Genomic DNA, 14932 nt, shown 5'->3' on the forward strand with positions numbered 1-14932 from the left:
TGAATTGATTGACGGCTGAATAGCAACTAACCGCCAACAAATCACCCTAAAAGTGAAAACCCGCCTGCGAGACAGACGGGTCAAATGGTCCAATCTGGTATTTGTCTATCAGCGTTCGCCACGCACCACGCGTTCGATTTCTTCACGAACAAGCCGTTCGACGAGTGGCGGCAAATTGGTATCAAGCCAATTTTGCAGCATGGGACGGAGAATCTCAGAAGCAATATCATCGAAAGAACGACGCGGTTCTAAGTGAACAGCGTGGTTTAAGTCCTGAAACGCAGCTGACACCTTGCGCTCTGTACCCTCAGACAAAATATGATCTGTGCTACTTGGTTTCAAGTTAACAGGCTCTTCCTTCGCAATAGCCGGTGCTTCTGCTGGCAAGACAGTAACTTGCTCAGTCTGCGCTATATTCAACTCGCTGGCAATCTGCGTTTCAAGCGATGGAGCATTGTCTAATTCAGCGACAGTTTCCGAAACTTCGCTGAAATTATCATCGTTCTGCGCATTCAGAACGAAAAAATCTTCATCGTCTTCTTCAATTTCCGCATCTGCAACCGGCACATCAAGAGCTGGCTCAGAGACGGCTCCGCGCAACACTGGTTCTTCCTTGAAGACAACGGGCTTCAAAGCGGGCTTTTCTTCTGCTTTTGGAGTTGCATCCTGAATATGTGTAGGTGTCCGGAACTTAGCTACATCACCACGCGCTGGAAAAGCAGACGCCGCAGGCATCGGATGACGCGACACATCGCTGTCTTCAATAATCCGACGAATGGAGGCGAGTATCTCTTCCATTGACGGTTCGCGTGCTGCGCTCGATGTTTGTGCCATAGCTGTCCGTCTTTCCCTTATTGCCAATTACATACTCAGGCAGAGAATCATTGGATCAAGGGTATCGGACATGCGGCACTTTGAGAATCCCTGCACAGGCAAGTGTATTCCAAACCCACAGCTTTATCATTTTGTTAAGAATTAATACATGGCGCACGAATCAAACAAAAACGGCGCCAATGGCGCCGTTTAAAAACTCTAAGCCGGTCAATTAGCGACCATCTGGCGTACGAAGACCAAACCACTTGTCCTTGACGGCATTGTAATGCTCTTCAGGCTTATACTGCGCGACCTGCAACTGCATATCCTGTGCCGTCATACGGCCGCTTGCAGCAAGAAGCGCATAACTTGCGACGATTGAGTTGGCTTCCGCCTGAACAAGCGCAATCTGAATATCGACAAGACTGTTCTGCGCATTCAACACATCAAGCGTTGTACGCTGACCGACTTTACGTTCTTCAATCACACCATCCAGCGCCAACTGCGATGCGGAGATACCATCACGATTTGCCTTAACAGAAGCACGAGCAGATTCGAGCTGCGACCATGCAGAACCGATTGCCTGACGCACCTGATCCTGAATGACATCCACTTCGATACGTGCCTGGCCAAGCTGTTCTTTAGCCTGACGGACCTGAGCCGAAGAACGACCACCCGTGTAAATCGGAATGCTTACGCCAAGACCGACAGAAGCCGAATTGCCATCACCGGCATTCGTACCCGCATATGTATCGAGGTGGCTCGCGCTTGCGGTCAAGCCAACAGTCGGCAACAAAGCACCTTCTTTGGCCTTAACGTTATAGCCCTGCGCGTTAACTGCATATTGTGTTGCCAGAATGCCCGGATGGATATTCAACGCGTTCGCATAGGCTGAATCTGGGCTCTTTGGCAGGTTTTTAGCGGCAGGCGCGACAGCAAGACGATCCGGTTGCGTGCCAACAACCTGAACGAATGAAGCTTCCGCTGACTTTACATCAGCGCGCGCAGAATTGAGTGCTGCGATTGCTGTTGAGCGCTGTGCTTCAGACTGCGCAACGTCAGTACGTGTGCCTTCACCAACATCAAGCCGAGCACGTGAAGCACGCACCTGCTCATTCATAGCAGCAAGGTTCTTTTCACGCAGAACAGCGATCTGCCTGAACTGATATACATTCATATAAGCTTGGACAGCCTGAAAAAGCGTATTCTGCTCGGTGTTGCGCAGATTCTCGCGCTGCGCAAAAACGGTTGTTTCAGCGGCTGCTACATTGTTCTTCGTCTGAAAACCATCAAACAGCATCTGATTGAGTTCGATGCCATAGGTACCAGTCGTACGATAACCCGATGTTGGCGACTTGCTACGCGCAACATTGTAATTACCCGTGACTTGTGGACGATAGCCCGATTTTGCGATCGCAACGTTTTCGTCCTGTACGCGCACACCTGCACGCGAGGAATTCAAGGTTGAATTATTCTTATAGGCTTTGATGAGCGCGCCGTTAAGCGTTTCCGACAAAGCAGCCTGACCCGATAAAACGGTGCCAGACAGGAGTATTGCCGCCGCCATAAGTCCTTTGCACGCTTTGAACACCGTATACCTCATATAAGAACAAACGAATCTTTAATCGAACCGATCAGTTCGGAAGGACTTAATAACCTGTAAATTTTGTTATTTCCATCTTTCCGCAGCCACTATCACAAACAATTTTAGGAGGGTTGCAGAATTGCCCCACGCACCAAATCAGAATTCGAACTGTTCAATACGCTCAAAACCAGGAAGCGGACGTACTGCCGTATTAAAAACGCTGCGACCCGAAGCCGTACCATTTTCCTTTACGTAAAGTCGCGCAACTCCGGCATTTCCACGCCCTTCAACGACAACCAGACGGCCGCCTTCTTTGAGCTGATTGAAAAGTACTTCGGGCACAAAATCAACTGCGCCTTCGATGAAAATCACATCGTAAGGTGCTTCCGAGGCATAACCTGCATTCAAATTGCCTGATACGATCACAACATTGTCATGGCCAAGCTCCTGCAAACGAGCAGTTGCAACAGCCGCTAATGCGGAATCACTCTCAAGGCCAATGACTGATCCTGCGAGTTCCGAAAAAATTGCAGACGAATAGCCAGTAGCGCAACCAATATCGAGAACGACATCGCTCTTCTTCACCTTTGCAAGCTGCACGAGCTTTGCAAAAGGAGATGGCTCCATGATGTAGCGTGGCGCGGTGCCTTCGCTCTCAAGCAGCTGATCTTCATCAATATAAGCAAGAACCTGACGGTTTGCCGGAACAAAAGCTTCGCGCGGGACTGCCAGAAAAGCGTCAATAACGCTCAAGTCTGTTACATCCGTCGTACGGATCTGATTGTCGACCATCTTTGTGCGAAGATCTTGATAATCGGCTGACATAGCCATGCCCTACATCCTTCTATATCGCGCCTACGCGATTATTATGCTTTCGGCATCCTAGAAAACAAGAACCATGACTATACGACAAAGCCGTGACAATCGTGGTCCACTGCCATTTCAGGCACCATAAACGAGATTTGCCGCTGATGTGGCAAAAATCGACCTTACAGTCAATCAGACACAGGAATTGCGAGCCCAACTGCAACACTTGGTCGCCTCTGCATACGAGCATCATCTTATGTAAACACAAAAAATGCCGGACGCATTCGCATCCGGCAACTAAGCTCTCAAAAAACATCTTGCAAGGCAACCGCCCATCACAAGACCGCACAGCCTGTTCACATTACTGAGCGACAGTTGCAGGATAGCCCGCCGCTGCCAGAGCATTAAGCGCGTCGGCCTGCGAAGCAGAGCTGTCAAACTTGACCTCTTTTTTATCGAGATCGATATCTACAGCGGCGGTATCATCAATCTTGTGCAGTGCATTCGTAACACTCTGAGCACAACCGCCGCATTTCATCTTCGGAACTGAAAAAGTAACCATTGAACCACTCCTTATCTAAAATCTGCCAAGACCTTACAGCTTCCCATCGTGGTAAGGTCAAGCAGGATTCGCATTACGGAGCATCGCAGCTTTCCGGCACGCTTTTCTCGATATCCAAAGGCGACTTTGTCAGAGAACCCGTCATAATCTCGATGGGCTTATAGGGCGGCACTTCCTGCATAGCCGGGTTAGTGAGTCTCAGCGTATAACAGCCGGTATAGACTTGCGTTTTGCCATCATTATCTTCTGATTCAATAGCAATCGGCAAACTCCAGTAAATCTGCCCTGCCCCCGGATCAGGTTCAGTCTTGCGTACCGCCACCTTCACACTCTTGGTCCCGTCATAACCCTTGGCAAAAGTCTTGAAATCGGGCTCGCGCCCCTCTTCCGAGTAATAGCCATAAGCGCGGGCATATTCCTTGCGGTTAATGGCGTTGTAATAGGATTCAATCAGCGCCTGCGGTGTCGACCGATCATCGCGATAATCAGGAACAATCACACCGTCAGCAGCATCCTGTGTCTGCTCTGCGGGTTTTGTTTCCTCTACGGGCTTTGTCTCTTCTTGTGTTGTCGCCGCCTTCTTCGGAGCGTCTTGCGCACCGGCGGCAGAAATCAAAACCATTGTACTGAATAGACCAGCAACACCGGCAAGCATCAAAGGCTTCATGCGCTCAATCGACATTCGCATCTCCTCTTCCAGCAATTCTTTTTTGCAAAACCTAGAAATCTGCACCGCACCTTTGGATGCGCTCTCGATTTGGTGTCTTGCAGTAATGATGTTACAACACTAACTATAGTAAAAACGTGGCAATCCCGCAGAAAAAGCGATTGCTTTGAGCAGACTGAATGATTCTTCAGTCTCTGACCAGCAGAACACCGGAAGAGATGAAAATGGGCCGTTTCTCAGTCTTGACGCTTACCGATGCAGCCGCAGCGCGTGTGAGTGAAATCATGGCATCCAGAGAAGGTGCGCTCGGCATTCGTGTTGGCGTAAAAAAAGGCGGCTGCGCAGGGATGGAATATACCATTGACCTCGTAACCGAGCCTAAAGCTGGCGATGATTGCGTCGAAAAAGAAGGCGCTAAGGTTTATATTGCGCCAGAAGCAGTTCTGTTTCTGCTCGGCACGCAGATGGACTTTGAAGTCACGACACTGCGCACAGGTTTTGTTTTCAACAATCCTAATCAGACATCCGCTTGCGGTTGCGGTGAATCGGTCGAACTGACACCTGTCTCACCTGAGAGCCTCCGCCAGATGCAAGGCGCCGCTTAACCAAGTGGCTTTCAGCAATGGATGACGAGACCCTACGAGAATTATTTGCGGGCTTAGGTGCGATTAGCATTCGCCGCATGTTCGGCGGCAAAGGTATCTATCATCAGGGCTTGATAATAGCGCTCATCGTTGGAGATGAGTTGCTTTTGAAAGCTGACGCGCAAAGTGCGCCCGCTTTTATTGACGCTGGTTCGCGCCAATGGGCCTATGACAGCAAGAAGAGCGGAAAACCGGTTGCCATGCCCTATTGGAGTTTACCGGATGATGCTTTTGATGATCCTGATATCATGACAGACTGGGCAAAGCTGGCATTTGCTGCAAGTCTGCGCTCTGGTGCAAAAAACTAAAAAGCCGGTCTGAATAATCAGACCGGCTTTTTTATTGCTATGCCAGAACCCCTGTTGGGATCAGCATAAATGCTGGGATTTCGCTACCGAAACCGACTGGTGCCGGACCATCATCATCATCGCGATCACGACGACGCTTATGATGATCGTGCTGCGGCTTGTTGCGACGCTCATCATTTGATGTGCGGATCGCATCACGGCGCTCTCTGATTTCGTGAATAATTGGCTGCGGTTCATCGGCCTGAACAATCACAGGTGCCTCGACCTTCTGTTTATCTTTCGATTTACCCTTGGCATCTTTGCCTTTGCCTCGGGCATTTCTGCCCTTACGCGACGTATCTTCAGATTCGTCAGCTGCTGGCAAGGTTGAAAGATCACCGTCATGCCATTCAATCTTTTCGCCGATCATGGATTCAATCGCGGTCAGATATTTTGTGTCGCCGGTTGTCACCAGCGTGAATGCCTTGCCGGACCGGCCCGCACGACCAGTACGACCGATACGATGCACATAATCTTCAGAATGAATCGGAATATCGTAATTGAAAACGTGGCTGACGTCAGGAATATCAAGACCGCGCGCTGCAACATCGGAGGCAACCAGCAACTGCAGTTTGCCTTCCTTGAAATTGGACAGCATCATCATGCGTGCACGCTGGTCCATGTCACCATGCAAAGCGCCCGCATTGAATTCGTGGCGTGTCAGCGAGCGGAAAAGCTCCGAAACATCCTTTTTGCGATTACAGAAAATAATCGCATTTTTAATTGCATCACCTTCAGAACGGATCAAATCACGCAAAGCCGCGCGCTTGTCCCAATCCTTGCGGCCCGACTTGACCAGACGCTGCGTCACGGTCTTTGCAGTCGAAGATGCCTTCGCCACTTCAATACGGGTTGGCGAATGCAGGAACTGCTCTGTCAATTTGGTGATTTCCGGCGGCATAGTTGCCGAGAAAAACAGCGTTTGACGTGTGAAGGGGATCAGCTTGCAGATACGCTCAATATCGGGAATGAAACCCATGTCGAGCATACGATCAGCTTCATCGATAACCAGAATTTCCACACCGGTTAGAAGCAGCTTGCCACGTTCAAAATGATCGAGAAGACGGCCAGGCGTCGCGATCAGCACATCCGCGCCGCGCTCCAGCTTCCGTTCCTGCTCATCAAACGAGACGCCGCCGATGAGTAGCGCAACGTTGAGACGCTGATTAACGCCATATTTTACGAAATTCTCTTCGACCTGCGCAGCGAGTTCGCGCGTTGGTTCGAGAATAAGTGTGCGCGGCATACGTGCACGTGCACGACCTTTTTCCAGAAGATGCAGCATCGGCAGAACGAAGGATGCAGTCTTACCCGTGCCGGTCTGAGCGATACCGAGCACATCCTTGCGCTCAAGCGCAGGAGGAATAGCTCCCGCCTGAATAGGCGTAGGTGCTGTATATCCCGCAGCTTCAACGGCGGCGAGCACTTTCGGGGAAAGACCGAGTTCGGCAAATGTTGTCAATGGAGGCGCAGCTCTCTGTTTGGAAATGAATTCCACCCATCCTGTCATTGCCGCCACGTCATCAGGCGCAGGAACCAAGGCAGAAAAGGCGTCTGCAACGCAAAAAGCGTTTTCTTGCAGCATCGCCTACGTCTACAACGAACAAAAGTCAACTAAAATACGATTGCCAGATATAAAAACGCCTATTTATTTGTATTTTATTATCTTTCACATCTGTCTTACGTGAGTATTTACTAAAAGCAAAGCCAACTAATGTCTGAATTGTTCTGTCAAAATTCGTTCATCCCAAGAATGATTTTGATCAAATAAGATGGCAACCTGACTATCGACGGCCTCACGCACCGTCACTGCCCGAACAGATTTCACCTCATTATTGTCTGCAACAGCGTTCACAGGCCGCTTCTCAATCTCAAGCAAATCCATGCGCACGGTTACATGCTTTGGCAAAAGAGCCCCACCCCATCGCCTTGGGCGAAACGGGCTCACGGGGGTCAGCGCCAATAATGGCGCTTCTAAAGGCAAAATCGGTCCTTGCGCTGAGAGATTATAGGCTGTTGACCCGGCGGGTGTTGCTACCATCAAACCATCACAGACCAGCTCTTCCAGCCGCACCTTGCCATCAATAGTGATACGAACCTTGGCCGCTTGATAAGATTGCCTGAAAAGCGACACTTCATTGATCGCAAGCGCTTTAAAGGGGGCCATGTGTTCTGTTTCAGCAATCATCTCAAGCGGACGGATTACTTCTTTTTGTGCAGCACGAATTCTTGCAGGCAAATCATCAAGGTTAAATTCATTCATAAGGAAGCCAACCGAACCACGGTTCATTCCATAAACCGGGACGCCGCTGTTCATGAAATCCCGCAGCGCTTGCAACATCGTCCCATCACCACCGAGTGATACGACAACGTCCGCATCTTCGGCTGCCACGTGACCATAACGCTTCACCAACTCTTTCTGAGCTGCGAGTGATTCCTCTGTTCCAGAAGAAAGGAAGTGAATCGCCAGGGATTTATCGTCCATATTATTCCATTCCAATGTGCCAGCCGGTGCAGTTTCCACAGGCAAAATGGCTATCATATGCAAAACTTGCTTACCATTGCCGTTTTATGTGAATTTTCGCTTTACACAGCTGAAAAATATGCTAATTCCACGCCTGTGCTGCCCTTATAGCTCAGTTGGTAGAGCACCTGATTTGTAATCAGGGGGTCGGGAGTTCGAGTCTCTCTGGGGGCACCACTATTTATTTTGGTGCACGGCACGAAAAACAATCCTTATTAAAATAAAAGCAAACTTATTTTAGAGGTGCGACCTAGGTTGCATTTAATCACTCACCACAACTATTGTCTTCATAATTATTAAATAATAAGCTTGCATAATATATTAGATATATTTCTGGGCGCAATCTATCATGTCTCAACGGCGAATCTGCATTTCAGTTGCTACACGCAACAGACCAAACATGCTTTGCATGTTGTTCTCGTCGCTTGCGACGATTAAAAAACCCAATAATGCTGATATTTCATTTTTGGTTGTCGAGAATAACGCTTCTCCAACACTTGAAACAACTATCAGCCAGTTCCGTTCAAATATGCCAAACGATGATATCGAATATGTTGTCGAGGAGGTATTGGGAATATCATCGGCGCGTAATCGTGCGCTGAACCATTCAATTGAGCACGGCTTTGATTTTCTGGTTTATGTCGATGATGATGAATTCGTTGAGCAGGATTGGCTGGTCAATCTGTTGGCGGAACGAGATCGTCTTGATCTTGATATTGTTGGATCGCCAGTCAGACCAAAGCCTTTTGACGAGAATCTGACGCTCCTGCAAAAGCTAGTTTGGTCAGGTATTGAGCGTAGTGGCTATAAGTCAGAGCGCAAGTGTCGATTAAAATGCGAGGCGGGACGTAGCGATTCTATTAAAGTTGCCACCGGTAGCTGGATGGGGAAACTCGATTTCTTCCGCACCACTGGTTTACGCTTTGATTCCCAGTTTGGACTAACAGGCGGCGAAGACTGGAACCTTTGGGCAAAGGCGAAATCACTCGGCGCCAAAACAGGCTGGGCTTGCGATGCTATCGTCTATGAAACAGTGCCATCATCTCGCCTGACACTCAGTTATCATTATCGCCGCAACCGTGATCATAACATCACGGAATTTGGTGCCCGTTATCGGGAGAACCCGAACAAAACTTTGAAAAAGCTACCTGTAAAGATTGCAGGACGTGCGGTTAAATTTATCGGTGCAAGTCTTTCCATTCCATTTCGTGGCGGTCAGGGCCTTGTTTCCTCCGCAACAGCACTCGGCGGATTGGTTGGTCTTTTACAAGGCTGCTTTGGCAAAAATTCCATGCATTATGCCAATACCACCGGCCACTAAAATAAAAGCCCCGCAATGCGGGGCTTTTATTTTAGTACCAGCCGACGGCAACCTGTGCCTCTTCCGACATACGGTCAGCTGACCATGGCGGATCAAATGTCATCGTCACTTCGACCATCGAAACGCCTTCAACTGCACCGACAGCATTCTCGACCCAACCCGGCATTTCGCCAGCGACCGGACAACCCGGCGCGGTCAGTGTCATTTCGATTTTGACGGTGCGATCATCTTCGATGTCGATCTTGTAGATCAGGCCAAGCTCGTAAATATCCGCTGGAATTTCGGGATCATAAACTGTCTTCAGTGCGCTGATGATGTCATCAGTCAGCCGAAGCAATTCTTCCTGCGGAATAGCAGAGGCGGAGAAAACAGACTTATCCCCTGCCGATGCAGCTGCATCGTCCGTTTTGGTTTCAGCCTGTTCCTGAACTTTTTGTTCGATCTCGGTCATCCGAAAAACTTCCTTGCCTTTTCCAAGGCTTCTGCCAATGCATCGACTTCAGCGCGTGTATTATATAGTGCGAATGAAGCACGGCATGTAGAGGTGACGCCAAAACGTTTCAAGAGCGGTTGTGCGCAATGCGTGCCTGCACGCACCGCAACCCCTGCCCGGTCAATCACCATCGAAACGTCATGCGCGTGAATGCCTTCTAACGCAAACGAAATAATAGCGCCCTTGTCCGGTGCATTGCCATAAATGCGCAAGCTATTGATCTTGCCCAATTGTTCATGCGCATAGTCGCGCAAGTCTTCTTCATGCGCTGCAATCGCGTGACGGCCGATTTTTTCCATATATTCAAGAGCCGCACCAAGCCCAATCGCCTGAACTATTGGCGGTGTTCCAGCCTCAAAACGGTGCGGCGGATGATTGTAGGTGACGTTTTCTTCCGTCACTTCCTCGATCATTTCGCCACCGCCCTGAAATGGGCGCATCTTTTCGAGCATTTCTGCGCGACCGTAAAGAACACCGATGCCTGATGGACCATAGACCTTGTGCCCAGTAAAGACATACCAGTCGCAACCCAGATCCTGCACATCGACAGGCATATGCACTGCACCTTGACTGCCATCAACGAGAACCGGAATGCCGCGCGCATGGGCGAGTTCCACGATCTTTTTGATCGGTGTTACTGTGCCAAGCGCGTTGGACATATGGGTGATGGCGACAAGCTTAGTACGTTCGGTCAGGCGCTTTTCGAATTCCTCAATATGGAACACGCCTTCATCATCGACTGGTGTGAAGACGAGCTTTGCGCCCTGACGTTCACGGATGAAATGCCAAGGCACGATATTGGAGTGATGTTCCATAATCGACAGAAGGATCTCATCACCCTCGCCGATATTCGGCATGCCATAGCCGTAAGCGACTGTATTGATCGCTTCGGTCGCGTTTTTGGTGAAGACGATTTCGTCCACCGAACCGGCGTTCAGAAAGCGGCGGACTGTTTCGCGCGATTTTTCGTAAGCGTCGGTCGCAGCATTGGAGAGAAAATGCAGACCGCGATGCACATTCGCATATTCATTTGAATATGCATGGGTGATCGCATCAATGACGCTTTGCGGCTTTTGCGCGGACGCGCCATTATCAAGATAAACAAGCGGCTTGCCATGAACCTGTCGCGACAGGATGGGGAAATCTCTGCGGATCGCCTCGACGTCATAGCGCGCTATAAGCGGATTCTTTTGATCCATGATCGTTCCTTCTACCATTGAGGCAGAAAAGGCGGAGTAAATCTTACTCCGCCTTGTTCAATCAAGCGTGGGCTGAAAGCCAGTTTGAGAGCACTTCTTCCAGTGCCTCGACCAGAGCTTCATTTTCCAGCTCTTCAATGATCTCGGCAATGAAAGCCTTGATCAGCAGGCCGCGGGCTTCGTTTTCAGGAACGCCGCGTGCCATCAGGTAGAAGAGATAGTCTTTGGAAAGCTCTGTCACTGTTGCACCGTGGCCGCAAGCCACGTCATCTGCGAAGATTTCAAGCTCTGGCTTCGCATCAAACTCGCCATCATCAGACAGCAACAGCGTGTTGCAGGCCATGCGCGCATCGGTTTTCTGAGCGATCTGTGCAACACGGATCATGCCCTGGAAAACGCCGCGTGCGCGATCCTTCACCACGTTGCGGATGATCTGGGTCGAACGTGTGTTCTCAACCAAATGGGCAACCGTCATGGTGATGTCGGTGTGGGAATCGTCAGCCAACAAATTGAGGCCACGGAGTTCAAAATCCGAATCCTCACCTGCAACAGTCAGATGCACTTCCTGACGGATCAGCTTGCCGCCGGCATTGACGATGTAAAGCGTGAGCTTCGAACCTGCGCCAATCGTTGCATTGAACTGCGCAAGCTGCGTCGAGTGACCGAAATCGCGCAGGATAACCCAGATGACATCGGCACCATCGCCGACAGTCACATGGCTGACAGAGGTCGAGAAGGCATCGCCCTCACCACCGGTCTGACGCTCAATGATCGTTGCCTTGGCATTCGAGCCAATTTCGACCGAAAAGCGTGTATGACCCTGTCCCGACTTCTGGATGTTCTGAATCTCAAGCGGCGCTTCAAGTTCAACATCATCAGCAATCGAAACAGCCCAACCGTCGCTGACGTAAGCAGCATTGATCTGGCCAATCGTGTCGTCAGTGCCGCGAACGCTAAGCTGCGGAACCAGCGATCCATCAGCAAGCGCATCACGCACAGCCGTCAGCGTAACGCCTTCAGGCGCCTTCGCAGCAAGTGCAGCGCCGTTGCTGGCAGCAAGAAGGGTCGAGCCTGCAAGCAATGTTGGAAGCGCGTTCGTTCCGGCAGTCGGATTGAAATCCGGCACGTTTTTCAGCAGCGTGCGGAAATCCGTGTAATGCCAGCTTTCGATGCGACGCGACGGAAGACCATTGATTTTCAGTTCTTCCAGCGCATTGTCACGCGCAATGACAACATCACCATTGCCCGGAAGCTCGCCCATGCGGGTTGCGAAGCTTTCGATCAACGCGCTTTCAGCGGGTGTCCTTGGTTTTGAGGTCTGGATGTTCATAATCCGCTCCTCAGGCTACTTCGCCGATAATGTCAGCATAGCCGTTTTCTTCAAGGTGATTTGCGAGTGTCTTGTCGCCCGACTTGATGACCTGTCCCTTGTAAAGAACATGCACGCTGTCTGGAACGATATAATCAAGCAGACGCTGATAGTGAGTGATCACGATCACGGCGCGATCTGGCGAACGCAGAGCATTCACGCCATCGGAAACGATCTTCAGCGCATCAATATCGAGGCCGGAATCGGTTTCGTCGAGAACGCAAAGGCTTGGTTCCAGAAGCTGCATCTGAAGAATTTCAGCACGCTTCTTTTCGCCGCCCGAAAAGCCCACATTCAGCGGACGCTTCAGCATATTCATATCAATGTTCAGGCCGCCAGCAGCGTCCTTAACACGCTTGATGAATTCCGGAATCTTCAGTTCCGCTTCACCGCGCGCCTTGCGCTGGCTGTTCATCGCAACCTTCAGGAACTCCATAGTGGCAACGCCTGGGATTTCCATCGGATACTGGAACGCGAGGAAAATGCCCTTGGCAGCGCGTTCAGCCGGGTCGAGTTCGAGGATCGACTCGCCATTGTAAAGAATGTCGCCTTCAGTCACTTCGTAATCGTCACGACCTGCGAGGATATAAGACAATGTCGATTTGCCAGAGCCGTTCGGCCCCATGATGGCGGCAACTTCGCCCTTGTTCACAGTGAGGTTCAGTCCACGGATGATTTCTGTATCCGTGTCAGCGATCTTTGCATGAAGGTTGATGATCTCAAGCATGGGTATAAACCTTGTCTCTCAGCGCAGCCTCAGCGAGGGACTGCTTATGCCAGTTAAAGAGCTGGCCAGAAAATCGGATGCGGTAAGGCAGTAAAGCGCGTCGGATTAACCGACGCTGCCTTCTAGCGAAATACCAATGAGCTTCTGTGCTTCGACAGCGAACTCCATTGGCAGTTCTTGAATGACTTCCTTCACAAAACCATTGACGATGAGGGCGATAGCCTCCTCTTCCGGGATACCGCGCTGCATAACGTAGAACAGCTGGTCTTCGGAAATCTTGGAGGTGGTTGCCTCGTGCTCAAACTGTGCCGTGGCGTTTTTCGCCTCGATATAGGGCACAGTATGCGCGCCGCAATCGTTGCCGATCAGGAGCGAGTCGCACTGGGTGAAGTTACGGGCATTCTCGGCCTTACGATGCGCAGAAACCTGTCCGCGATAGGTATTGTTGGAGTTGCCTGCCGAAATACCCTTGGAGATGATGCGGCTCGACGTGTTCTTGCCAAGGTGGATCATCTTGGTGCCACTGTCGATCTGCTGATAACCGTTGGAAACGGCAATCGAGTAGAACTCGCCACGCGAATTATCACCACGCAAAATGCAGGACGGATATTTCCATGTTACCGCAGAGCCGGTTTCAACCTGCGTCCACGAAATCTTGGAGTTATCGCCACGGCAATCGCCACGCTTGGTAACGAAGTTATAGATGCCGCCCTTGCCGTTACTGTCGCCTGGATACCAGTTCTGAACAGTCGAGTACTTGATCTCGGCATTTTCAAGCGCAACCAGTTCAACAACAGCTGCATGAAGCTGATTTTCATCACGCTGTGGTGCAGTGCAGCCCTCGAGATAGGAGACGTAAGCGCCTTCTTCCGCGATGATCAGCGTGCGTTCGAACTGGCCCGTATTCTTTTCGTTGATACGGAAATAGGTCGAAAGCTCCATTGGGCAGCGAACGCCCTTTGGCACGTAAACAAACGAACCATCGGTGAAGACAGCCGAATTCAGCGTCGCATAATAGTTATCCGAAACCGGAACCACCGAAGCGAGATACTTCTGAACCAGCTCAGGATGCTCGCGAATAGCTTCCGAGATCGAGCAGAAAATCACGCCAGCTTTGGCAAGCTCTGCCTTAAAGGTCGTGACAACGGAAACACTGTCGAACACAGCATCAACAGCCACGCGGCCCGATGCATAGACATTGTCCGAAGGGTTGCCGTCGATTTCGCTTGGATCGCCCTGCTTGCGCACGCCAGCAAGGATTTCCTGCTCGCGCAAAGGAATACCGAGCTTTTCATAGGTGCGGAGCAGTTCGGGATCGACTTCATCAAGCGACTTCGGGCCGCTCTGATTCTTCGGTGCCGCGTAATAATAAAGATCCTGAAAGTCGATCTTTGGATATTCGACACGTGCCCATGTTGGCTCTTCCATGGTGAGCCAGCGTTCATAGGCCTTGAGACGCCACTCCAGCATCCATTCCGGCTCGTCTTTTTTAGCAGAAATGAAGCGAATGATGTCTTCGTTCAGACCCTTCGGGGCCTTCTCGGATTCGATAGTTGTCTCAAATCCGTATTTATACTGGTCCACGTCCAAGCCGCGAACCTGATCAATGGTCTCCTGCACTGCAGGCATTGGCGTTCTCCATCCTCGTCGAATTCAAGGTCCGACAGTTGCAAACGTCAGGGCGATGATAGCCGTTATCGTCGCCACAATATAGTGTGCGTGACGCTTCTTTAAAACCTTTCTAAACTCAATTTCAAGCCCAGCTTTAAGTTTGCTGATAAAATTATGAGGAAATTGGGAATCTTTATCGCCCCAGCACGGATTGTCACCATAATTGCACCGAATACGCAGGTTTTTGACATTATTTTTGGCTG

The 14932-nt window shown here is 50.4% G+C and carries 15 protein-coding genes and 1 tRNA gene; 4 read left to right on the forward strand and 12 right to left on the reverse strand.

The window, feature by feature from the left end; all coding sequences use genetic code 11:
* Positions 1-108: 108 nt before the first annotated feature.
* From J2782_RS03990 to J2782_RS04010, 5 genes are all read right to left on the reverse strand, one after another.
* Positions 109-834 (reverse strand): PopZ family protein, encoded by a 726-nt coding sequence (locus J2782_RS03990; RefSeq protein ID WP_310010284.1) that lies wholly within the window; start codon positions 832-834, stop codon positions 109-111.
* 211 nt (positions 835-1045) lie between these two features.
* Positions 1046-2416 (reverse strand): TolC family outer membrane protein, encoded by a 1371-nt coding sequence (locus tag J2782_RS03995; RefSeq protein WP_310010286.1) that lies wholly within the window; start codon positions 2414-2416, stop codon positions 1046-1048.
* A gap of 138 nt (positions 2417-2554) precedes the next feature.
* Positions 2555-3223 carry a protein-L-isoaspartate O-methyltransferase family protein gene (locus J2782_RS04000; RefSeq protein ID WP_310011056.1) on the reverse strand — a complete coding sequence of 223 codons (669 nt, stop codon included), beginning with the start codon at positions 3221-3223 and terminating at the stop codon, positions 2555-2557.
* A 343-nt stretch (positions 3224-3566) separates the two neighbouring features.
* The gene (locus J2782_RS04005; protein ID WP_310010288.1) at positions 3567-3767 is read right to left on the reverse strand and encodes a heavy-metal-associated domain-containing protein; all 201 of its coding nucleotides are present in this window, start codon (positions 3765-3767) and stop codon (positions 3567-3569) included.
* A 73-nt stretch (positions 3768-3840) separates the two neighbouring features.
* Complete coding sequence (locus tag J2782_RS04010) at positions 3841-4449, reverse strand: Cif family virulence factor (protein ID WP_310010289.1); 609 nt, start codon at positions 4447-4449, stop codon at positions 3841-3843.
* 209 nt (positions 4450-4658) lie between these two features.
* Here J2782_RS04010 and sufA point away from each other — a divergent pair, with 209 nt between their 5' ends.
* A complete protein-coding gene (gene sufA, locus J2782_RS04015; RefSeq protein ID WP_310011058.1) occupies positions 4659-5039 on the forward strand; it encodes a Fe-S cluster assembly scaffold SufA in 381 nt (126 codons plus the stop codon).
* Between the two features lie 17 nt (positions 5040-5056).
* A complete protein-coding gene (locus J2782_RS04020) occupies positions 5057-5386 on the forward strand; it encodes a TfoX/Sxy family protein (protein WP_310010291.1) in 330 nt (109 codons plus the stop codon).
* A gap of 37 nt (positions 5387-5423) precedes the next feature.
* Here the strand turns inward: J2782_RS04020 and J2782_RS04025 are convergent, their stop codons facing one another.
* Together J2782_RS04025 and J2782_RS04030 are read right to left on the reverse strand one after the other, a co-directional pair.
* A complete protein-coding gene (locus tag J2782_RS04025) occupies positions 5424-6887 on the reverse strand; it encodes a DEAD/DEAH box helicase (protein ID WP_310011059.1) in 1464 nt (487 codons plus the stop codon).
* Positions 6888-7136: 249 nt separating this feature from the next.
* Positions 7137-7910, reverse strand: coding sequence for an NAD kinase (locus tag J2782_RS04030; RefSeq protein ID WP_310011061.1), 774 nt, complete (start codon positions 7908-7910; stop codon positions 7137-7139).
* A 140-nt stretch (positions 7911-8050) separates the two neighbouring features.
* On the opposite strand from J2782_RS04030, the gene J2782_RS04035 reads away from it, so the two are divergent.
* A tRNA-Thr gene (locus tag J2782_RS04035) sits at positions 8051-8126 on the forward strand.
* A 172-nt stretch (positions 8127-8298) separates the two neighbouring features.
* Entirely contained in the window at positions 8299-9270 is a 972-nt protein-coding gene (locus J2782_RS04040; protein WP_310010292.1) for a glycosyltransferase family 2 protein, read from the forward strand.
* A gap of 31 nt (positions 9271-9301) precedes the next feature.
* Here the strand turns inward: J2782_RS04040 and J2782_RS04045 are convergent, their stop codons facing one another.
* The 5 genes from J2782_RS04045 to sufB form a co-directional block, all read right to left on the reverse strand.
* Complete coding sequence (locus tag J2782_RS04045; protein WP_310010293.1) at positions 9302-9721, reverse strand: SUF system Fe-S cluster assembly protein; 420 nt, start codon at positions 9719-9721, stop codon at positions 9302-9304.
* Positions 9718-10962, reverse strand: a complete 1245-nt coding sequence (locus tag J2782_RS04050) for a cysteine desulfurase (protein ID WP_310010295.1) — start codon at positions 10960-10962, stop codon at positions 9718-9720. The genes J2782_RS04045 and J2782_RS04050 overlap by 4 nt, the downstream gene beginning before the upstream one ends.
* A 61-nt stretch (positions 10963-11023) precedes the next feature.
* On the reverse strand, positions 11024-12292 hold the full coding sequence (gene sufD / locus J2782_RS04055; RefSeq protein ID WP_310010297.1) for a Fe-S cluster assembly protein SufD: 1269 nt from the start codon (positions 12290-12292) through the stop codon (positions 11024-11026).
* Positions 12293-12302: 10 nt separating this feature from the next.
* The gene (gene sufC, locus J2782_RS04060) at positions 12303-13058 is read right to left on the reverse strand and encodes a Fe-S cluster assembly ATPase SufC (protein ID WP_250039779.1); all 756 of its coding nucleotides are present in this window, start codon (positions 13056-13058) and stop codon (positions 12303-12305) included.
* A 105-nt stretch (positions 13059-13163) separates the two neighbouring features.
* Positions 13164-14687, reverse strand: coding sequence for a Fe-S cluster assembly protein SufB (gene sufB, locus J2782_RS04065; RefSeq protein WP_310010298.1), 1524 nt, complete (start codon positions 14685-14687; stop codon positions 13164-13166).
* Between the last annotated feature and the right edge of the window lie 245 nt (positions 14688-14932).

Source organism: Brucella pseudogrignonensis, from assembly GCF_031454375.1.
GTDB lineage: Bacteria > Pseudomonadota > Alphaproteobacteria > Rhizobiales > Rhizobiaceae > Brucella > Brucella pseudogrignonensis_A.